Origin of the sequence: Pseudomonas sp. GGS8 (genome assembly GCF_024168645.1) — a bacterium.
GTDB lineage: Bacteria > Pseudomonadota > Gammaproteobacteria > Pseudomonadales > Pseudomonadaceae > Aquipseudomonas.
The window spans coordinates 6,566,998-6,586,252 of record NZ_JALJWF010000001.1; the positions used below are offsets into that span (position 1 = coordinate 6,566,998).

21 protein-coding genes are annotated in these 19,255 nt (G+C 60.4%); 17 read left to right on the forward strand and 4 right to left on the reverse strand.

Going from position 1 to position 19,255, the window contains the following annotated elements:
• The first annotated feature begins 309 nt into the window (after nt 1-309).
• The 4 genes from rhtA (at nt 310) to J3D54_RS29615 (ending at nt 3,123) form a co-directional block, all read left to right on the forward strand.
• The gene (gene rhtA, locus J3D54_RS29600; protein ID WP_253426173.1) at nt 310-1,197 is read left to right on the forward strand and encodes a threonine/homoserine exporter RhtA; all 888 of its coding nucleotides are present in this window, start codon (nt 310-312) and stop codon (nt 1,195-1,197) included.
• 170 nt (nt 1,198-1,367) lie between these two features.
• Nucleotides 1,368-1,649, forward strand: coding sequence for a hypothetical protein (locus J3D54_RS29605; protein ID WP_007934217.1), 282 nt, complete (start codon nt 1,368-1,370; stop codon nt 1,647-1,649).
• Between the two features lie 99 nt (nt 1,650-1,748).
• Nucleotides 1,749-2,489: an SDR family oxidoreductase gene (locus J3D54_RS29610; RefSeq protein WP_253426175.1), complete on the forward strand. Its 741-nt coding sequence runs from the start codon at nt 1,749-1,751 to the stop codon at nt 2,487-2,489.
• Nucleotides 2,490-2,526: 37 nt separating this feature from the next.
• A complete protein-coding gene (locus J3D54_RS29615; RefSeq protein WP_253426176.1) occupies nt 2,527-3,123 on the forward strand; it encodes a 2-hydroxychromene-2-carboxylate isomerase in 597 nt (198 codons plus the stop codon).
• 46 nt (nt 3,124-3,169) lie between these two features.
• Here J3D54_RS29615 and J3D54_RS29620 read toward each other — a convergent pair whose 3' ends face one another.
• The 4 genes from J3D54_RS29620 to J3D54_RS29635 all read right to left on the reverse strand — a co-directional run bounded on the left by J3D54_RS29620 (nt 3,170) and on the right by J3D54_RS29635 (nt 7,392).
• A complete protein-coding gene (locus tag J3D54_RS29620; protein WP_253426178.1) occupies nt 3,170-4,978 on the reverse strand; it encodes an aminopeptidase P family protein in 1,809 nt (602 codons plus the stop codon).
• Nucleotides 4,979-5,034: 56 nt separating this feature from the next.
• The gene (locus tag J3D54_RS29625) at nt 5,035-6,201 is read right to left on the reverse strand and encodes a cysteine desulfurase family protein (protein ID WP_253426181.1); all 1,167 of its coding nucleotides are present in this window, start codon (nt 6,199-6,201) and stop codon (nt 5,035-5,037) included.
• A gap of 206 nt (nt 6,202-6,407) precedes the next feature.
• Nucleotides 6,408-7,022, reverse strand: coding sequence for a LysE family translocator (locus J3D54_RS29630; protein ID WP_253426184.1), 615 nt, complete (start codon nt 7,020-7,022; stop codon nt 6,408-6,410).
• A gap of 100 nt (nt 7,023-7,122) precedes the next feature.
• Complete coding sequence (locus J3D54_RS29635) at nt 7,123-7,392, reverse strand: hypothetical protein (RefSeq protein WP_253426186.1); 270 nt, start codon at nt 7,390-7,392, stop codon at nt 7,123-7,125.
• Nucleotides 7,393-7,803: 411 nt separating this feature from the next.
• Between J3D54_RS29635 and msuE the strand changes: the two genes are divergently transcribed.
• From msuE to J3D54_RS29700, 13 genes are all read left to right on the forward strand, one after another.
• Complete coding sequence (msuE, locus tag J3D54_RS29640; protein ID WP_253426188.1) at nt 7,804-8,367, forward strand: FMN reductase; 564 nt, start codon at nt 7,804-7,806, stop codon at nt 8,365-8,367.
• Nucleotides 8,368-8,377: 10 nt separating this feature from the next.
• Nucleotides 8,378-9,523, forward strand: a complete 1,146-nt coding sequence (ssuD, locus tag J3D54_RS29645; RefSeq protein WP_253426190.1) for an FMNH2-dependent alkanesulfonate monooxygenase — start codon at nt 8,378-8,380, stop codon at nt 9,521-9,523.
• A 192-nt stretch (nt 9,524-9,715) separates the two neighbouring features.
• Nucleotides 9,716-10,918: an acyl-CoA dehydrogenase family protein gene (locus J3D54_RS29650; RefSeq protein WP_253426192.1), complete on the forward strand. Its 1,203-nt coding sequence runs from the start codon at nt 9,716-9,718 to the stop codon at nt 10,916-10,918.
• A gap of 23 nt (nt 10,919-10,941) precedes the next feature.
• The gene (locus J3D54_RS29655; RefSeq protein WP_253426194.1) at nt 10,942-12,045 is read left to right on the forward strand and encodes a sigma-54-dependent Fis family transcriptional regulator; all 1,104 of its coding nucleotides are present in this window, start codon (nt 10,942-10,944) and stop codon (nt 12,043-12,045) included.
• 155 nt (nt 12,046-12,200) lie between these two features.
• Complete coding sequence (locus J3D54_RS29660; RefSeq protein ID WP_223483855.1) at nt 12,201-12,659, forward strand: VOC family protein; 459 nt, start codon at nt 12,201-12,203, stop codon at nt 12,657-12,659.
• Between the two features lie 325 nt (nt 12,660-12,984).
• Nucleotides 12,985-14,196, forward strand: coding sequence for a PepSY domain-containing protein (locus J3D54_RS29665; RefSeq protein WP_253426196.1), 1,212 nt, complete (start codon nt 12,985-12,987; stop codon nt 14,194-14,196).
• Nucleotides 14,193-14,735: a thiamine pyrophosphate-binding protein gene (locus J3D54_RS29670; RefSeq protein WP_253426199.1), complete on the forward strand. Its 543-nt coding sequence runs from the start codon at nt 14,193-14,195 to the stop codon at nt 14,733-14,735. The genes J3D54_RS29665 and J3D54_RS29670 overlap by 4 nt, the downstream gene beginning before the upstream one ends.
• Entirely contained in the window at nt 14,732-15,052 is a 321-nt protein-coding gene (locus J3D54_RS29675; protein ID WP_253426202.1) for a hypothetical protein, read from the forward strand. Before J3D54_RS29670 ends, J3D54_RS29675 begins: the two co-directional genes overlap by 4 nt.
• An 8-nt stretch (nt 15,053-15,060) precedes the next feature.
• Complete coding sequence (locus J3D54_RS29680; RefSeq protein WP_253426846.1) at nt 15,061-15,633, forward strand: DUF6162 family protein; 573 nt, start codon at nt 15,061-15,063, stop codon at nt 15,631-15,633.
• Nucleotides 15,634-15,668: 35 nt separating this feature from the next.
• Entirely contained in the window at nt 15,669-16,595 is a 927-nt protein-coding gene (locus tag J3D54_RS29685) for a metal ABC transporter substrate-binding protein (protein ID WP_253426204.1), read from the forward strand.
• Nucleotides 16,592-17,332: a metal ABC transporter ATP-binding protein gene (locus J3D54_RS29690; protein WP_253426206.1), complete on the forward strand. Its 741-nt coding sequence runs from the start codon at nt 16,592-16,594 to the stop codon at nt 17,330-17,332. Before J3D54_RS29685 ends, J3D54_RS29690 begins: the two co-directional genes overlap by 4 nt.
• Entirely contained in the window at nt 17,332-18,231 is a 900-nt protein-coding gene (locus J3D54_RS29695; protein ID WP_253426208.1) for a metal ABC transporter permease, read from the forward strand. The genes J3D54_RS29690 and J3D54_RS29695 overlap by 1 nt, the downstream gene beginning before the upstream one ends.
• The gene (locus J3D54_RS29700) at nt 18,232-19,146 is read left to right on the forward strand and encodes a zinc ABC transporter substrate-binding protein (protein WP_253426210.1); all 915 of its coding nucleotides are present in this window, start codon (nt 18,232-18,234) and stop codon (nt 19,144-19,146) included.
• Nucleotides 19,147-19,255: the final 109 nt, after the last annotated feature.

A 19,255-nucleotide genomic window follows, 5' to 3' on the forward strand; every position in this document is an offset into this window, starting at 1 on the left:
GAGGATCGAACCGTCAATAAGGCGACAACACTCTGCCTTATCAACTCCTTCTGGCCTCGATGAACTGAAGCGTAGCCGCTGCCGAAAACTGCGTAACTCGTTGTTTACCAAGGAGTTTTCCGTTTCGACTGCGCCGGAAGTGGGGCGAATTATAGACGTCCAGAATCTGCCGTCAACCCCTGATTACGCTTTTCTATCAGGATGTTCAAAATCCCTGCTTATATATAGACGCAACCACAACGAATGCGCAGTATATTGCCCAATACATAACAAACTACTCTCGTTTCCCACCTCGGACGATGCCACGCAATGAATGACCACCCCCGCAGCCTTGCCTCGACCCTGCTCTCGGTTGGCCTGCTCTTGATAGCCATGGCATCGATCCAGTCCGGAGCCTCCCTGGCCAAAAGCATGTTCCCGGTTATCGGCGCTCAAGGGACCACCACCCTGCGGCTGATCTTCGCCAGCCTGATCATGCTAGTGCTGTTACGCCCATGGCGAGCGAAGCTCACCGCAAAATCCCTGCGCACCGTTATCGTCTACGGGATGGCGCTAGGTGGCATGAATTTCCTCTTCTATATGTCCTTGCGCACTGTCCCTTTGGGTATTGCAGTAGCTTTGGAGTTCACCGGCCCATTAGCCGTCGCTATTTATGCCTCACGCCGGGCGATCGACTTTCTGTGGATCGCTCTGGCAGCCATAGGTTTACTGCTGTTGATTCCGACAGGCGCCACAAGTGCAGGTATTGATCTGATCGGTGCCGGTTATGCGCTGGGGGCCGGTGTCTGCTGGGCCGTGTACATTCTGTTCGGGCAGAAGGCCGGTGCTGACAACGGCGTCCAGACCGCTGCATTGGGCGTGATGATTGCCGCACTGTTCATAGCTCCCATCGGTATCGTCCACGCCGGCGCTGCATTGCTGACACCCTCGCTGATTCCCGTCGCCATTGGGGTCGCCATTCTGTCCACCGCCCTGCCCTACACCCTGGAGATGGTTGCCCTCACACGTCTGCCTGCCCGGACCTTCGGTACTTTAATGAGCATCGAACCCGCAATAGGTGCGTTGTCCGGCCTGTTGTTCCTCCATGAATACCTTTCCCTCTCACAGTGGATGGCTATCCTGTGCATCATTCTGGCTTCCGTCGGCGCGACCATGACGATGGGAAGCACCGCCAAGCCCGCAGTTGCGGCGGATTGAAACGAGATTTGACGAAGGTCTGGTATTTGCCGCTCAATTAGGCCATGTTTAGGCCACGTAACTCAGTGTCAAACATGGATTTTTTCAGATAGGGATATCAGAACGCTTCAAGCAAAAGCGAATGCAGGCAGACCCGGGCACAAAGATCCGGGGCCTCTATAAGGACAGCAATGAAACGAATTTTGATACTGATCGCCGTGCTTGCAGTTGCGGGCTGCGCGGCGACCTCGAAAACCCAGATCAAACACGGCAAGAAAGGGCTGCATATCAACTGTTCAGGGCTGTCGTCCTCCTGGGACAAGTGCTACGCCAGCGCCGCCAATTCGTGCGCACCCAAGGGTTACAAGGTGATCGCCAAGTCAGGGGATGCGGTCGAAGAGCCCGGAGATTATCCGTTTGGACTTAACCCCGCCGGCTATACCAGCCGCAGCATGATCGTCATCTGCAAATAACCTTCCACGTCTATCGGGCCTGCTTAGCCCGATAGGCGCTTCGCCCTGGATGCTGCTAACGTTCGTCAGTCACTGACCGTTCAGCACAGGGCGACATCCATGACCACCACTATCAATAACAAGAAAATCGTATTGGTCGTCGGCGCAGGCGATGCCACCGGTGGCGCCATCGCCAAACGTTTTGCCCGCGAAGGTTACGTCGCCTGCGTCACACGTCGTAGCGCAGACAAACTTCAGCCTCTGGTAGATGCCATCACGATCAGCGGCGGCGAGGCTCACGGTTTTGCTTGCGATGCACGCAAAGAAGAGGACGTAATTGCGCTCATCGAGCAGATCGAAACCGAGATCGGCCCCATCGAAGCGTTTGTCTTCAATATCGGCGCCAATGTGCCGTGCAGCATTCTAGAAGAAACCGCCCGCAAGTATTTCAAGATCTGGGAAATGGCCTGTTTCTCAGGGTTTCTCAATGCTCGCGAAGTGGCCAAGCGCATGGTCACCCGCCAACGGGGCACGATCCTCTTCACCGGAGCCACCGCCGGCTTGCGCGGTGCCGCAGGTTTTGCAGCCTTTGCCGGCGCCAAGCACGGGATTCGCGCCCTGGCCCAAAGCATGGCCCGCGAACTGGGACCGATGAACATCCACATCGCCCATGTGGTGGTCGATGGTGCCATCGACACCGACTTTATCCGCGACAGTTTTCCGGAAAAATACGCGACCAAGGATCAGGACGGCATCCTCAACCCCGAGCACATCGCCGAAAACTATTGGTACTTGCACAACCAGCCACGGGACGCCTGGACATTCGAGCTGGATTTGCGCCCCTGGAACGAACACTGGTAAGCCCTCCCCCTACGATAAAAAGAAGAGCACATCGACCATGAGCAAAACCGTGGAGTTCTTTTTCGACCTCGGCAGCCCCGCCACCTACCTGGCCTACACCCAACTGCCGAAAATCTGCGCGCAGACCGATAGTCAGCTGATCTACAGACCGATGCTGCTGGGCGGCGTCTTCAAAGCCACTGGTAACGCCTCCCCGGTAACCATTCCAGCCAAGGGTCGCTACATGTTTCAGGACCTGGATCGCTATGCCAGACGCTATGGTGTGCCGCTGAAGTTCAACCCGCACTTCCCCATCAATACCCTGATGTTGATGCGCGCAGTCACGGGTATTCAATTGCGCCATCCGGAACGTTTTCAGGCGTTTATCAATTGCCTGTTTCACGCCTTGTGGGTGGAAGGGCGCAGCCTCGATGATCCCGCGACTGTTGCTGCCGTGCTGACGCAAAACAGTTTCGATCCAAATGAGGTGCTGGCGCTGACTGCCGATGAGAACGTCAAAGCCGCCCTCAAGCAGAATACCGAGGAAGCGGTGCAACGCGGTGTATTCGGCGCACCGAGCATGTTTGTCGGGGATCAGCTCTTTTTCGGCCAGGACCGACTGGACTTCGTCCTTGAAGCCCTGCGTGCGCAATAACCAGGCATGAGCCAGGCGCTGGAAACAGCGCCTGAGTTCAAGCCCATCAAATAGCCGCAGTCCGGGTGTTCAACCACTCAAGGGCCGCGCCATCGAGCAGCGGGCTCAAGCGTTCGCGCACTTCGGCGTGGTAACCATTGAACCACTGCTTTTCGTCTTCGGTCAGCAGCGACGGTTCCAGGCAGCGGGTGTCGATCGGGCACAGGGTCAGGGTTTCGAACTTCAGGAATTCACCGAATTCGCTCTTGCCTGCCTCGCGGTTCAACACCAGGTTCTCGATCCGCACGCCCCAGCGACCCGGACGGTAGGTGCCCGGTTCGATGGAAGTGATCATCCCTGGCTGCATTGCGGTTTGCGGCGCGGCTACCGCCTGATAGGCGATGACTTGCGGGCCTTCGTGAACGTTGAGGAAGTAGCCGACGCCGTGACCGGTGCCATGCCCGTAGTCGACGCTTTCGGCCCAGATCGGTGCGCGGGCAATAGCGTCCAGCAACGGCGACAGAATGCCCCGCGGGAATTGTGCGCGGGAGAGTGCAATCACGCCTTTGAGCACACGGGTGCAATCGCGCTTCTGCTCGTCAGTCGGCGTACCTACCGGCACCATTCGGGTAATGTCTGTGGTGCCGCCCAGATATTGGGCGCCGGAGTCGATCAGCAACAGGCCGTCACCCTCGATGACCGTGTGTTCTTCCTCGGTGGCGTGATAATGCGGCATCGCACCGTTGGCGTTAAACGCGGCAATGGTGTTGAAACTCAGCGACACGTAATCCGGACGCCGGGTGCGGGCCGCGGTCAGATGTTCGTCGATGGTCAGTTCAGTGATGCGCTCACGCCCCCACGCTGCTTCCAGCCAGGCGAAGAATTCGCACAGCGCCGCGCCATCCTGCTCCATGGCCCGACGGATGTGCTCGGCATCGGCCAGGCTTTTTTGTGACTTGGCCAGGGTGGTCGGGTTCAGGCCTTCGAGCAGTTTCACGCCGCTGTTCAAGTTATCCAGCAAACCCGCCGTGACCCGCGCCGGATCGACTTGCAGGCTCGCGCCGCTTGGTACGGCACGTAAGGCGGTGGCCACTTCGCTGTAATCGCGTAGGGTCACGCCGTCCTGTTCGAGAATGGCACGCAGCTCCGCGCTCACTTTGCTCAGGGCGACGAACAAGGTGGCCTGTTGCTGGCTAATGAGCGCGAAGGACACGAACACCGGGTTGAACGACACATCGCCGCCGCGCAAGTTGAACAGCCAGGCGATGTCGTCGAGGGTGGCAATGAAATGCCACTCAGCACCGCGCTCTTTCAACGCGTCACGCAGTTGGGCGAGTTTTTCGCCACGGCTGACGGTCGCCTGAGGCGGCAAGTGTTGATAAATCGGCTCGTTCGGCAAGCTCGGGCGATCACTCCAGACTTCGCTCAGCAAATCGATGTCAGTGCGCAGACGTGCGCCGCGCCCTTCGAGTTTGCTGCTCAAGGTACGCGCCGACGTCACGGCCATCACCGCGCCATCGACTGCGACGACACCGCCTTCAGGCGTTTGCTCGGCCAGCCAATCAAGCGGCCCGGGTTGACCCGGTTGCAGCTTGACCAGCTCGATACCGCTGCCCTTGAGTTCCTTGGTCGCTTGTTCCCAATAGCGGCTGTCGGCCCAAACGCCGGCGAAATCCGGTGTGACGATCAGCGTGCCGACCGAGCCATGGAAACCCGACAGCCACTGCCGCCCCTGCCAATAGCCCGGCAGGTATTCCGACAGGTGCGGGTCGGCCGACGGCACCAGCAGCGCATGAATACCCTCCCGGCTCATCAGCTCGCGAGTTTGCGCCAGGCGCCGGGGTACCAATCCATTGATCGAAGGCTGCGTACTCATCGTGTCTCCTGCTAACCACTTCATCATTATTGTTTGGTGCCGATCAGAATCGGCGCTTAAGGACCTGTCGCCCAGAATGCCGGGGCACTGGCGGCGGCCGTTTTGATCAGGTGCGCAGCCTGGTCGATATCCTGCTCGGTGGTGAAACGCCCCAGGCTCAAGCGAATGGTGCGACTGGCCGATCGCGCGTCATGCCCCAGCGCCAGCAGCACATGGGATGGCGCATTACTGGCGGAGTTGCAGGCCGACGTCGCGGAAAATGCGATCGAGGCACTCAACGCCGCGGAATTGAACTCACCTTCGTTGAACGTCAGGCTCAAGGTATGGGGAATGCGCTGGGTCGGACTGCCATTGACGCGAATACCGGGAATGCTCAGCAGCTGGTCGAGCAATCGTTCACGCAGGCGCACGATGGTGGCCTTTTCTTCATCGAACGAAGCGGCCGCCAGTGCAAAAGCGACACCCATGGCTGCGATCTGGTGTGTCGCCAGAGTGCCGGAACGCAACCCGCCCTCGTGACCGCCGCCGTGGATCTGCGCTTGCAGGCGCTGCTGCGCGCGAGGCCCGACATACAGCGCGCCGATGCCTTTGGGACCGTAGACCTTGTGCGCCGAGAACGACATCAGATCCACCGACCACCGGACCAGATCGATCGCCACTTTGCCCGCGCCCTGAGCCGCGTCGACATGGAACAACGCATCGCGATCACGCACCACCTGGCCGATGGCCGGGATGTCGTTGACGGTGCCCAGTTCGTTGTTGACCAGCATCAGCGACACCAAAAAGGTGTCTTCGCGCATCGCCTCGCTGACCGCTTGCGGGGTAATCAGGCCTTCGGCATCGGGCACCAGATACGTCACGGCAACGCCGGTATCCTGCAATTGTCTGGCGGTATCGAGAATCGCCTTGTGTTCAATCTGGCTGGTGATGATATGGCCGCCGGACACACCGCGGGCCTGGGTAACGCCCTTGAGCGCCAGGTTGTTGGATTCGGTGGCGCCAGAGGTCCAGACGATCTGCTCGGCCTGGGCGCCCACCAGTTCGGCGACCTGGCGCCGTGCGTGCTCTACCGTTTGCCGGGCCTGTTGGCCGAAGGCGTGGGTGCTGGACGCCGGATTGCCGAAGTTACCCGTGAAGCCCAGACACTCAACCATCACCTTGATGACCCGCTCATCCACCGGCGTGGTGGCGGCGTAGTCGAAATACAACGGACGTTTATTCATAGAAGACTCGCAGAGCGTGTTCCCGGGATCAGGAAGCTCGTTACTGGAAATGTCAATGCGCCGCCTCATGAGCAACGCCCGACTTTCAGAACGACAGCAATACCTGATCGGAGGCCGTTAAAGAAGAACAACTTCATTTAAAAGTGCGTAGGAACGCTCCTGAAGTTGAGCTTAACAGGCATCGGGCAACCGGTTGAAGCAATGCGTCAGCTAAAACTTTCAAGCAATAACGGATACATCGAAGCCACCAGCAACAAGGCCATGCCCCAGTTGAACAGGCGTAACCAGCGGCGATCGCGCAGCACATTGCGCAACAGCGTGCCACAACCAGCCCACACACCGACGCTTGGCAGGTTGATCAGGGCGAAGACCGCAGCAATCACAATCACGTTGGTGAAATAGCCCTGCATCGGCGTGTAGGTGCTGATGGCTCCGATGGCCATGATCCAGGCCTTGGGGTTGACCCATTGAAACGCCGCCGCGCCCAAATAACTGATCGGCTTGCCCTCGCCCTGCTCACCCTCGGCGACCGGCCCGGAATGCGCAATCTTCCAGGCCAGGTACAGCAAATACGCCGCGCCGACATAACGCAGCACGGTGTAAAGCAATGGATAGGTTTGAAACACCGTGCCCAGGCCGAAACCGACGGCCACCACCAACACGAAGAAGCCGCAGGTAATGCCCAGCATGTGAGGGATGGTGCGGCTAAAGCCGAAATTCACGCCCGAGGCCAGCAACATGGTGTTGTTCGGGCCGGGGGTGATCGAGGTGACAAGGGCAAACAGAGCAAAGCCCAGCAGCAGGTCGAGTGAGAGTGTCATGGGGGCAGTCCATCAGGGTCAGTCAGGCGTTGACCCTATCGCACGCCTTGAGGGAAACCCATGGACAGTTGCGTGAAAGTTCGAACAGTACAGTTGTCGCTCAGCTTGGGCGATCGTGCAGCTGTACTGCGTGTTCGGCGTTCATCTCGCCTTGCTTGTCGAAACTGAACGACTTGACTGGCTGGCCGAGCAATTCGGCTTTCTTGGCGTGGTACTCCTCGAAGGACAAGCCACGACGATTCAGGGCTTCCAGCGCCAGCTCCCGGGTTTCTTCAGCGGTGTAGGGGCGCAGTTCCGGTGAAACATGAGTGGCACATCCGGCGAGAACGGAAACGGCGAGCAACAAGAAAGTGGTGAGTAGAGGTTTCATTTCGAGCGTCCGGGTAGCTGGGTTCGGGGCAATGAACACAGGCTACCCGCGCGCCCTGACGGGCAGAAATCAATGCTCTCGATAGTGGGTATCGGATCAAAAGAGCGCAGCCTTCGGCAGCACCTATGGCAAGCTTTTTATACCTAAACAATCTATAAATATTAATTTACGGTCTTTTGAGGAATAACAGAGAGCCTTTATAAACAACCCCATCACGTCATGCACTGTTGCTCACGCAACTGTTTGCCTGGCAACAGTCGATCAACAAAGCGTCCGTCAAATCGCACAGCGTCTGCCCACCAACGCGCTGAAAGCCGCGGAACACGGGGCTCCGAAGGATTGGTACAGCTCTTGCTCAATGCTGGTGACTACTCACTGCTCGCTGAGCAACTGTTTAAAAAGGAACTGGTCATGTCGCGTCCATTGAAAGTCGTTGCCCTCTCCGGCGGTACCTGGCGTCCGTCCCGCACGCTGGTGCTGACCCAGGCGCTGTTGGCCGAACTGGCCGAGCAGTTGCCGATCGAGAGCAAGCTGATCGAACTGGGCGATATCGCCCGACCGCTGGGCGCCGCGCTGTCGCGCCAGGAACTGAGCGCCGACATCGAAGCCGAACTGCAAGCCATCGAAAGCGCCGACCTGCTGATCGTCGCCGCGCCGGTTTATCGCGGTTCGTACCCGGGTTTGCTCAAGCACCTGTTTGACCTGATCGACCTCAACGCGTTGATCGACACCCCGGTGATATTGGCCGCCACCGGAGGCAGCGAACGTCATGCACTGGTGCTCGATCATCAGTTGCGGCCGCTGTTCAGTTTTTTCCAGGCTCTGACCTTACCGATTGGCGTGTACGCCACCGAAGCCGACTTCTCCAATTACCAAATAACCAGTGAGCCCTTGAAGGCCCGCATTCGTCTTGCTGCAGAACGTGCAGTGCCGTTGTTCGGCGTGCACCCCAAAAATCTGCTGAAAATCGCTTAAGGATTTCTTCATGGATGTTTTCTGGTTTCTGCCAACCCACGGCGATGGCCATTACCTGGGCACTACTCAGGGTGCGCGCCCGGTGACCCTCAACTATTTGAAACAAGTGGCCCAGGCCGCCGACAGCCTGGGTTATCACGGCGTACTGATCCCCACCGGGCGTTCCTGCGAGGACTCGTGGGTGATCGCTTCGGCCCTGGTGCCGCTGACCGAGCGCTTGCGGTATCTGGTGGCGATCCGTCCGGGGATTATTTCGCCGACGGTCTCGGCGCGGATGGCCGCGACCCTGGATCGACTGTCCAACGGCCGCTTGCTGATTAACGTGGTGACCGGCGGCGACCCGGATGAGAACCGTGGCGACGGCAGCTTCCTCGATCACAGCGAACGCTACGAAGTCACCGACGAATTCCTGCAGATCTGGCGCCGCGTTCTGCAAGGCGAAGCGGTGGATTTCGCAGGCAAGCACCTGCGGGTGCAGAACGCCAAGGCGCTGTATCCACCGGTGCAGAAACCTTATCCGCCGCTGTATTTCGGGGGGTCGTCCGATGCGGCTCATGACTTGGCTGCCGAGCAGGTCGACGTTTACCTCACGTGGGGCGAACCACCCGCCGCCGTGGCTGAAAAGCTTGCCGATGTACGAGAACGCGCGGCGCGCAACGGTCGTACGGTGAAGTTCGGGATTCGCTTGCACGTGATCGTCCGCGAAACCGCCGAGGAGGCCTGGAAGGCCGCCGATAAACTCATCGAGCACATCAGCGACGAGACGATCGCGGCGGCGCAGAAGTCGTTCTCGCGCTTCGACTCCGAAGGCCAGCGACGCATGGCCGCGTTGCATGACGGCCGTCGCGACAACCTGGAAATCGCCCCCAACCTCTGGGCCGGTGTCGGTCTGGTGCGTGGCGGTGCCGGAACGGCGCTGGTGGGCGACCCGCAGCAAGTGGCGGCGCGGATCAAGGAGTACGCGGACCTGGGAATCGAGAGTTTCATTTTCTCCGGTTACCCACATCTTGAAGAAGCTTATCGCTTTGCCGAACTGGTGTTTCCACGACTGCCCGAGCCGTACGCCAGCCTGGCCGGACGTGGCGTCACCAACCTCACCGGGCCGTTTGGCGAAATGATTGCCAATGATGTGCTGCCCGCTCACGCCAAAGCCTGAACACCATCTCTGTGGATGAGAATTTTTGTGGCGAGGGAGCTTGCTCCCGCTGGACTGCGAAGCAGTCCCTGAACAGGCCAATGCAGCGTTACTGAGAGACCGCATCAGCCGGTTTACGACTGCTTCGCAGCCGAGCGGGAGCAAGCTCCCTCGCCACAAAAGCCCTTTCTACAGGAGTTTGCGCCGACTTCAATGAGGAACACCCGCGTGACTGCCAAGCCGCCAAGCGCCCTGTTGCCCCCCTTGCAGACCGCCCGCCAACTGGCCGGCGAGTTTGCCCTGACCGCTGTCGAGCGCGATGAACGCGGCGGTACGCCGAAAGCCGAACGTGACGCCTTGCGCCACAGTGGCCTGCTCGCTTTAAGCATTCCCACCCAGTACGGCGGCCTCGGCGCCAGTTGGAGCGACACCCTGACCATCGTGCGCGAGTTCGCCAAGGTCGACAGTTCGATCGCGCATGTCTTCGGCTTCCATCACCTGATGCTCGCCACCGTGCGCCTGTTCGCCCGGCCTGAGCAGTGGCAACCGTGGTTTGAGCAGACCGCGCGCAAGCACTGGTTCTGGGGCAATGCTCTCAATCCGCTGGACACCCGCACCGTGGTGAAAAACCTCGGGGGCTGGCGCGAGTTTTCCGGTAAGAAAAGTTTCTGCTCCGGCGCCAGCGACTCGGAAATGCTGATCGCCTCGGCCGTCGATGAAAGTGCCGGCGGCAAGTTGTTGATCGCCGCGATTCCCAGCGGGCGCAGCGGCATCACGTTGCACAATGACTGGAACAACATGGGCCAGCGCCAGACCGACAGTGGCAGCGCAACGTTTGAGCGGGTGCGGGTCGAAGAGTCGGAATTGCTGCTGGACCCTGGCCCGCTGAGCACACCGTTCGCCTGCCTGCGCCCATTGATCGCCCAGCTCACGTTCACCCACATGTTCCTCGGCATTGCCGAAGGTGCCTTTGAAGAGGCGCGGCAATACACCCTCACCGAGACCCGTCCATGGCACAAGTCCAGCGCTCCGGATGTGCGCCAGGATCCTTACATACTCGGTCATTACGGCGAGTTCTGGGTGGCCCTCGAAGGTGTTCGTTTGCTGGTGGAACGGGCCGCCGAATTGCTCGACAGGGCTTGGACCAAAGGGCCGAATCTGAGCGCCGAGGAACGCGGACATCTGGCTACCGCGATCGCCACCGCCAAGGTCGCCGCCACGCGCAATGGCCTGGAGTTGTGCAGCCGGTTGTTCGAAGTGACCGGCGCCCGCTCGACTCACGCCTCACTACGACTGGACCGTCACTGGCGCAACCTGCGCACGCAAACCCTGCACGACCCGGTGGATTACAAACTCCATGAACTGGGCGAGTGGGCGCTGAATCAGTCCCTGCCGATCCCGACCTTCTATTCATAGTTTTCCATTCAGGGAGTCTGCCCATGCAACTGCTGACCTTACCACCCTCGCCCGCCCTGGCCACCTCGATTCGCGCCACGGCGCAGGTGTTCGAAGACCCGAAATCCCAGGCCCTGCTCGCTCATTTGCAACAGGTCGCGCCGAGTGAAGCCAGCGTGCTGATCATCGGCGAAACCGGCACCGGCAAAGAACTGGTGGCGCGGCATATCCACAACCTCAGCGCCCGCCGCAACCGCCCGTTCGTTGCGGTGAACTGCGGTGCATTCTCCGAATCGCTGGTGGAGGCCGAGCTGTTCGGCCACGAGAAAGGCGCCTTCACCGGGGCACTGAGCGCCAAGGCCGGCTGGTTCGAGGAGGCCGATGGCGGCACTTTGTTCCTCGACGAAATCGGCGATCTGCCGATGGCTATCCAGGTGAAATTGCTGCGGGTGCTGCAGGAGCGCGAAGTGGTGCGACTGGGATCGCGCAAGAGCATTCCGATCAATGTGCGAGTGCTGGCGGCGACCAATGTGCAACTGGAGAAAGCCATCAATGCCGGGCACTTTCGCGAAGACCTGTATTACCGTCTCGACGTGGTCAGCCTGGAACTGAGCCCGTTGCGCGAGCGCCCTGGCGACATCCTGCCGCTGACCCGGCATTTCATCGAAGCCTACAGCCAGCGCCTGGGTTACGGCAGCATCACCATCAGCAAAGAGGCCGAACACAAACTGCGCAGCTACAGCTGGCCGGGCAACATCCGCGAACTGGAAAACGTCATTCATCACACCCTGCTGATCTGCCGCAACGGAGTGATCGAGCGCGATGACTTGCGCCTGTCGAACATGCGCATCGAGCGTCAGGACGACTACCACGCCAGCATCGACGACTCACCGGAAGCCTTGCTCGATCGGGCCTTTCAAAAGCTCTTTGAGCAACAGGCCGGCGCGCTGCACGAGAAAGTCGAAGATGCGTTGTTGAGGGCGGCTTATCGCTTCAGTCATTACAACCAGGTGCACACCGCCGCGCTTCTGGGATTAAGCCGCAATGTGACGCGCACGCGACTGATCAAGATCGGTGAACTGGCGGTGAATAAACGCCGTCCCACGGAAAACCTGCAGGGTGAGCGTTTAATGCAGTTGTCGATTTAGCCGATCAGTGTGCAGTGCAGCGCGCTGTCGTGGCTCAGGGCCGCGCCGGCTACTCGTCGGGCACTCGGTTGCGGTGAAGGGGTTGACCTATAGTTAATCGACCGGAAAACGGCGAAGGAACACCCTAACTCCACAACAAAACAGGGAGAACCGTCATGAGCGTCAAACCCATTCCAGAGGGCTATCACAGCATCACGCCTTATCTGGGCATTCAGAAAGCTGCCGAAGCCATCGACTTCTACAAGAAAGCCTTTGGCGCCACCGAAGTCATGCGCCTGGCCATGCCCGATGGCGGCATCGGGCATGCCGAACTGCGTATTGGCGACTGCCCGATCATGCTGGGCACACCCTGCGACCAGGGCCCTTTGAGCAACCCGGACAAGTCGCCGTCCGTGGGCCTGCATTTGTATGTGAACGATGTGGACAAGTCCTATAAACAGGCCATCGATGCCGGTGCCACGGTGGTGTCCGAGGTCAAGGATCAGTTTTATGGCGACCGTTCGGGGACGTTGAAGGACCCCTATGGGCATCTGTGGTTTTTGGCCACGCGCAAGGAGGATTTGACTCAGGAACAGATCGAACAGCGGGCTAAGGAGATGTTCAAGCAGGGTTGAGAGCTTCGGTAGGTGATCGGGCCCCCATCGCGGGCAAGCCCGCTCCCACAGGGTTTACGCAATCCTTGTGGGAGCGGGCTTGCCCGCGATGGGGCCATCACATTCGCCATCAATGTTGACCGTCAGACCGCGCCAGCAACCTGCCACCCCACAACGCAGAAACACGAAACATTTACTTTCATATCCCCTTTCGGGATTTCCGATGCTCATACGTCTTATTTAGATGCAGTCGGTCGCGTAGGCAAAAGCCACGACCGACTTTCATGGACCATAACGCTGGGAAGCCCGCAGCAGAGGTCCTCTCATCGAAACAAGACCTTTAATCATGTCGAAGAAATCCCGCTCAAAACTCTGGTTTCTGGTCCATAGCTGGCTGGCCCTGCCCATCTGGTTTTTTGTATTGATCGTCTGCGTGACCGGTACGCTGGCAGTGGTCAGCCAGGAAATCGTCTGGCTGGCCAACCCGCAAATGCGCGCCAGCCCGCCTTCGGATGACGCGCCACTGCTCAGCTATGACCAGATCATCGCCGCCATCAAGAAGGCCGAGCCCCAGACGCTGGTCGAGCGTATCAACCGTCCCGACGAGTCGCATTTCGCCCTGGACGTGAAGGTCAGTTACCCGGACGGACGCTCGGTGACGGTCTATGTAAACCCCTACAGCGGGGTGATTCAGGGCACCGCTCCACCCTTCAACTTCCAGGCCTTTACTCGCGCACTGCATGGCTGGTGGCTGGTGCCGTTCACCAATGGCTACAGCTGGGGCTGGTATCTGGTGTCGTTCCTCGGGTTGCCGATGCTGGCGTCGCTGGTGACGGGGCTGGTGGTCTACAAACGGTTCTGGAAAGGCTTCTTGCGACCGACCCTGCGCATTCGTCATGGCGCGCGGATTTTCTGGGGCGACTTTCATCGGCTCAGCGGCATCTGGTCGATCTGGTTCATTGCGGTGATTTCCGTCACCAGCACCTGGTTCATGTTTGAGGCAATCCTGTTCGATAACCACATTTCGATTTCCACCGCACCGGTCGCCCCCGTCGTCCCGCGTGAGAGCGTGCCACTCACCGTCGATGGCGCACCGGCACCGATGATCAGCCTGGAAAGCGCGATCCGCGAGGCCAAGGAACGCATTCCCGGCCTGGAAGACAGCTCTGTCAGCCTGCCCGCCAATGCCTATAGCCACCTTTCGGTGAGCGGACGCAGCGGGTACCCGTTGATCTACCAGAGCGCCGAGGTCAACCCTTACACCGGTGACATTTCCGCCATGCGCCTGCTGTCGGATCGTTCGGGTCTGGAGCTGGTGACCGAATCCATGCGTCCGCTGCACACCGGCGATTTCGGCGGTATCTGGATCAAACTGATCTGGTTCTTCTTCGGCCTGATCCTGAGCATGATGGTCCTCAGCGGCCTGTTGATCTGGACCAAACGCACCGCCCTGGCCACAGCCAACGCCCTCAAGCGCAGCAACACGCGTCCACGGGCAGCGGTGACCGCTCAGCCCGCCCCGGCCATGAGCCGCGAAGCCACCGAGGGCAGCCGATGAGCCAGGTCGCAGCAGAAAAGCCGCGCTCGCCGCTAAGCCGCTTCTGGCACACATGGCGCTTCCACATCAACGTGCTGCTGGTGCTGGTGCCGCTGGGGTTCATGCCCAAATACTTTGCCGACGCAGCGCTGTTTCGCGGAGACACCGGCCTGGGTGAGCGTGAAGTCGCTGAAGTTCAGGTCGGTCCCTGGAGCCTGCGCCTGGCTGAATTGCGCAATGCAGCCCCGGTATCCGATGGGCCGGCCGGCTACTTGAAGTTCTTCAATGCTGCGCTCTGCGACAGCTGTCGCGATCAGGTCAAGGCGACATACCTGCGCATTGGCAAACCGCGCAGCCTGCGCGCAGCCGGGGTGATTTTTTTCGGTACGCCCTACCACATGGGCGCCGCGTTGCCGGTACCCGAAAAGACCAAAAGCGACGCTGAGCTGTGGATCACCATGGAAGGTTGGGACGGCGCCATGCATCAAGCCTCCATTCCTCTGAGCCAGGCATCCCCGGCCACCATCGCATGGCTGAATAGACAAGGAGGCAAACCATGATCAGCGTTTTTCGCCCCGTTTTACTGGTGCTCAGCGCCGTCTTCAGCGCCAGCGCCCTGGCCCACAACCCGATGTGCGAATGCAAGGCCATCGACGCCGAACAGATCCGCTGCACCGGTGGTTTCTCCGACGGCAGCGGCGCACCGGGCGTGACCCTGGATGTGATCGGCTACGACGAAACCATTCTGCTGCCGGGCAAGCTCGACGCCGATTCGACCCTGACGTTCAAGAAACCCGGCGCCGAGTTCTACGTGCTGTTCGATGCCGGTCCCGGTCACGTGGTCGAGATCGACCAAGCCGACATCGAGGCGCCCTGAACATGAGCATGATCACGCCAACCACCCAAGTGGTGCGCCCGGCCGGTGCCGGCCATGAAACCCTCTATGTGTTGCTGTTGTGCCTGATGATTCTGGCGGTGGCCGGCTCGGTGGTCGCCTGGCGCGGCGAGTCCCGGGAGGTGAGCAACGTTGGCAGCCATCAACTGGATGCCCGTCGTGACTTGAGTGCATCCGAGCAAGGCATTTACGCAGACCTGCGGGTCACACTGGATGAAATCCATCTGTTGCGTCAGGAACAGCAAGCACTGCCCACACCCGCCACCCTCGCCGATGAAGGTTTCGCGCCGTTTGCCCAGGACGCCAGCTCCGTCAGCCGTGGCGGTCATGCCTGGCAGTTGCTGGACGCTAAGGCGTACTTCGGCCAGAGCCAGACACCCACCGTGGCCGGCTCGTTCCTGATGCGTTTGACCGCTGACGACGATGCGCCAGACGTCTGGCTCAATCGCGGCAAAGCCCTCACGCCCCCGACTGATCTGACTGACGCCGCGCTCGAAAGCGCCGGCTGGCAGCAGATCGTCGCGCAATTCGATGCCGGGGTCACCCGCCAGCATCGGCACTGAACCTTCGCCCTCCCCCCGAGAGAAGACCACTTTCCATGCCTAGCTCACCTCAACGTCCTTTTTTGCGCCTGCTGCTGATCGGCCTGCTTGCCTGTTTGCTGACGCCTCTGGCCAGTGCCGACGAAGCCAAGCGCCTGCGCATCGGCATCACCCTGCACCCTTATTACAGCTACGTGGCCAATATCGTCGGCGACAAGGCCGACGTGGTGCCGCTAATCCCGGCCGGTTTCAACCCGCACGCCTACGAACCCCGCGCCGAGGACATCAAACGCATCAGCGGGCTCGACGTGATCGTGCTCAACGGTGTGGGTCATGACGACTTCGCCGACCGCATGATCGCCGCCAGCGAAACCCCGAATATCAAAGTGATCGAAGCCAACGAAAACGTGCCCCTGCTGGCCGCCACCGGCGTCGCCGCTCGCGGTGCCGGCAAAGTGGTGAATCCGCACACGTTCCTGTCGATCAGCGCCTCGATTGCCCAGGTCAACAACATCGCCCGGGAACTGGGCAAGCTCGACCCGGCCAACGCCAAAACCTACACCCAGAATGCCCGCGCCTACGGCAAGCGCCTGCGGCAGATGCGCGCCGATGCCCTGGCCAGACTGACCCAGGCGCCGAACGCCGAGCTGCGCGTGGCCACGGTCCATGCCGCCTACGACTACCTGCTGCGTGAGTTCGGCCTGGAAGTCACCGCCGTGGTCGAGCCGGCCCATGGCATCGAACCCAGCCCCAGCCAGCTGAAAAAGACCATCGATCAACTGCGGGAACTGGACGTGAAAGTGATCTTCTCGGAGATGGATTTCCCATCCACTTACGTCGAGACCATCCAGCGCGAATCCGGGGTGAAGCTGTATCCGCTGTCGCACATTTCTTATGGCGAATACACCGCCGACAAGTACGAAAAAGAAATGACCGGCAACCTCAATACCGTGGTTCGGGCGATTCAGGAGTCAGGCGCATGACGGCTAAAGAAACCCTCCCGCAGGTTTCGGGACCGACGCTGGATTTCGCTGAAATCTGTCTGACCCTTGGCCGCACCACGATCCTCGACAAAGTGACCTTCGAGGTCCAGCCCGGCAGCGTACATGCCCTGGTCGGCCCCAACGGTGGCGGCAAGAGTTCGCTGATCAAGACCCTGCTCGGGCAGATGCCGCATCAGGGGCGCTTGAGCCTGCAATGGCCCGGCGAACCAGGGACCATTGGCTACGTGCCGCAAGCGTTGGAGTTTGATCGCGGCTTGCCGATGACGGTCGATGACTTCATGGCCGCCATGTGTCAGCGGCGCCCTGCGTTTCTCGGGTTGAGCAAGCATTACGCTGCGGCCATCGGCGTGGCGCTGGAACGGGTCGGTATGCAAGGCAAACGCAAACGGCGCATGGGCGCGCTGTCCGGCGGCGAGCGCCAACGCGTTTTGTTGGCCCAAGGGCTGATTCCGGCGCCACAGTTACTGGTGCTCGATGAACCGATGTCGGCGCTTGATGAGGCCGGCATCCAAGTGTTCGAACGGCTGCTGGGCGACTGGCGCCAGAGCGGCATCACCGTGCTGTGGATCGAGCATGACCTGGACGCCGTTGCACGTTTGGCGGATCGGGTCACCGGGCTCAATCGCCGAGTGTTGTTCGATGCCGCGCCGAAACAGGCACTGACCCCGGAGCGACTGCTGACCTTGTTCTCGACCCATCCCCGGAGCGCTGCCTGATGAGTTACGACGCCTTTCGTTTGATGGTCCAGGGTTGGGCCTCGTCGGGTTACCTGCCGGAAGCGCTGGCCTATGGCTTTGTGGTCAACGCCCTGCTCGCCGGATTACTGATCGGCCCGGTGCTGGGCGGTTTGGGCACGCTGGTGGTGGTCAAGCGCTTCGCGTTTTTCTCCGAGGCGGTGGGGCATGCGGCGTTGACTGGCGTGGCGATCGGCATTCTGCTCGGCGAACCCTACACCGGGCCTTACGGCAGCCTGTTCGGTTACTGCCTGCTGTTCGGGATTCTGCTGAACTACCTGCGCAACCGTACGGGACTGGCGCCGGATACATTGATCGGTGTGTTTCTGTCGGTGTCGTTGGCGCTGGGTGCCAGCCTGCTGCTGATTCTGGCGGGCAAGATCAACGTGCACATTCTGGAGAACGTACTGTTCGGCTCGGTGCTGACGGTCAACGGCAACGACCTGCTGGTGTTGGCCATCGTCGGCTCGCTGGTGATGGCACTGGCCCTGCCGCTGTACAACCGCATCATGCTCGCCAGTTTCAACCCGCAACTGGCGGCGGTACGCGGGGTGGCGGTGAAAACCCTGGATTACCTGTTCGTGATCCTGGTGACGCTGATCACGGTGGCAGCAGTGAAAGTCATCGGCGCGATTCTGGTCGGCGCCCTGTTGGTGATCCCTGCGGCGGCCGCGCGCTTGCTCAGCCAGTCGTTGAAGGGGTTCTTCTGGTGTTCGGTGCTGATTGCCACGGTGAGTACGCTGTGCGGCATTCTCGCGCCGATTGTGTTTGACCTGCCTATCCCCTCCGGTGCCGCGATCATTCTGGTGGCCGGTATCGCCTTCGCCCTGGCCGCGATCGCTCGCGGCATCGTCCCCAGTCTGAAAGGGAACCTCGGATAAATGTGTTTTTCTCTGCGTCAACTGACCCTGGCATTGACCTTCACATTGCCCCTGTGCGGCCTGGCCAATACTGGCTTTGCGGCGGACAGCGCCAAACCGCTGCACGTGCTGGCGTCCTTGCCGATCACCTATGGTCTGGGCGAAGTGTTGCTCAAAGGCACCGAAGTCAAACTGGAACGGGCCGCGCCGGACAATCTGCCCGGCAGCCGGCAGACCGCCTATTTCACTGGTCGTGGCGCTCCGGCGCTGGCCAAACTGGCGACCGGAGCCGATGCAGTGATTGGTCTGCGTTCGCTGTGGGCGGATGATCCGCTGTACCCGATATCCCGGCGCAGCAATATTCGTATCGTCGAAGTCGACGCCGCCCGCCCGGTGGACGGCGCCCTGCCCGGCATCGCCGTGCAACCGGACAACCCGGTTGATGGCTTGAACAGTCAGCAGTGGCTTTCCAGCAACAACATGGGGCGCATGGCGGATGTCATGGCGGCGGACCTGGTGCGCCTGGCGCCGGCGTCCAAACCGACCATCGAGGCCAACCTGGCGGCGCTTAAACAGCGCCTGCTCAAACTCAGTGCCGACAGCGAAGCGCGGCTGGCCAGTGCCGACAACCTGAGTGTGATGAGCCTGAGCGATCATTTCGGTTACCTGATCGGCGGCCTCAACCTGGAGCTGATCGGCCTCGATGCACGGCCGGATGCCCAGTGGACGCCTGAAGCGCTGAAGCAGTTGAGTGTGACGCTCAAGGACCATGACGTGGCGGTGGTGTTACATCATCGCCAGCCATCGGACGCGGTGAAAGCGGTGATTGCCGGGGCGGGTAGCCGGTTGGTGGTGTTGAGTGTCGATGCGGCGGATCCGGTGGCCGAGTTGGAAGGGAATGTGGATTTGGTGATCAAGGGATTGAGCGGGGTGTAACGTCAGTTGGACCGCGTTATCGTTCTTCGCGGGCAAGCCCGCTCCCACAGGGGGTTGTGCCACACCGTAGGTCCAATGTGGGAGCGGACTTGCCCGCGATGGCGATCTG

Excerpts from the sequence above, each read along its gene's own strand:
- rhtA (WP_253426173.1), top strand. The coding sequence starts at position 310 with ATGAATGACCACCCCCGCAGCCTTGCCTCGACCCTGCTCTCGGTTGGC.
- J3D54_RS29605 (WP_007934217.1), top strand. The coding sequence starts at position 1,368 with ATGAAACGAATTTTGATACTGATCGCCGTGCTTGCAGTTGCGGGCTGC.
- J3D54_RS29610 (WP_253426175.1), top strand. The coding sequence starts at position 1,749 with ATGACCACCACTATCAATAACAAGAAAATCGTATTGGTCGTCGGCGCA.
- J3D54_RS29615 (WP_253426176.1), top strand. The coding sequence starts at position 2,527 with ATGAGCAAAACCGTGGAGTTCTTTTTCGACCTCGGCAGCCCCGCCACC.
- J3D54_RS29620 (WP_253426178.1), bottom strand. The coding sequence starts at position 4,978 with ATGAGTACGCAGCCTTCGATCAATGGATTGGTACCCCGGCGCCTGGCG.
- J3D54_RS29625 (WP_253426181.1), bottom strand. The coding sequence starts at position 6,201 with ATGAATAAACGTCCGTTGTATTTCGACTACGCCGCCACCACGCCGGTG.
- J3D54_RS29630 (WP_253426184.1), bottom strand. The coding sequence starts at position 7,022 with ATGACACTCTCACTCGACCTGCTGCTGGGCTTTGCTCTGTTTGCCCTT.
- J3D54_RS29635 (WP_253426186.1), bottom strand. The coding sequence starts at position 7,392 with ATGAAACCTCTACTCACCACTTTCTTGTTGCTCGCCGTTTCCGTTCTC.
- msuE (WP_253426188.1), top strand. The coding sequence starts at position 7,804 with ATGTCGCGTCCATTGAAAGTCGTTGCCCTCTCCGGCGGTACCTGGCGT.
- ssuD (WP_253426190.1), top strand. The coding sequence starts at position 8,378 with ATGGATGTTTTCTGGTTTCTGCCAACCCACGGCGATGGCCATTACCTG.
- J3D54_RS29650 (WP_253426192.1), top strand. The coding sequence starts at position 9,716 with ATGAGGAACACCCGCGTGACTGCCAAGCCGCCAAGCGCCCTGTTGCCC.
- J3D54_RS29655 (WP_253426194.1), top strand. The coding sequence starts at position 10,942 with ATGCAACTGCTGACCTTACCACCCTCGCCCGCCCTGGCCACCTCGATT.
- J3D54_RS29660 (WP_223483855.1), top strand. The coding sequence starts at position 12,201 with ATGAGCGTCAAACCCATTCCAGAGGGCTATCACAGCATCACGCCTTAT.
- J3D54_RS29665 (WP_253426196.1), top strand. The coding sequence starts at position 12,985 with ATGTCGAAGAAATCCCGCTCAAAACTCTGGTTTCTGGTCCATAGCTGG.
- J3D54_RS29670 (WP_253426199.1), top strand. The coding sequence starts at position 14,193 with ATGAGCCAGGTCGCAGCAGAAAAGCCGCGCTCGCCGCTAAGCCGCTTC.
- J3D54_RS29675 (WP_253426202.1), top strand. The coding sequence starts at position 14,732 with ATGATCAGCGTTTTTCGCCCCGTTTTACTGGTGCTCAGCGCCGTCTTC.
- J3D54_RS29680 (WP_253426846.1), top strand. The coding sequence starts at position 15,061 with ATGATCACGCCAACCACCCAAGTGGTGCGCCCGGCCGGTGCCGGCCAT.
- J3D54_RS29685 (WP_253426204.1), top strand. The coding sequence starts at position 15,669 with ATGCCTAGCTCACCTCAACGTCCTTTTTTGCGCCTGCTGCTGATCGGC.
- J3D54_RS29690 (WP_253426206.1), top strand. The coding sequence starts at position 16,592 with ATGACGGCTAAAGAAACCCTCCCGCAGGTTTCGGGACCGACGCTGGAT.
- J3D54_RS29695 (WP_253426208.1), top strand. The coding sequence starts at position 17,332 with ATGAGTTACGACGCCTTTCGTTTGATGGTCCAGGGTTGGGCCTCGTCG.
- J3D54_RS29700 (WP_253426210.1), top strand. The coding sequence starts at position 18,232 with ATGTGTTTTTCTCTGCGTCAACTGACCCTGGCATTGACCTTCACATTG.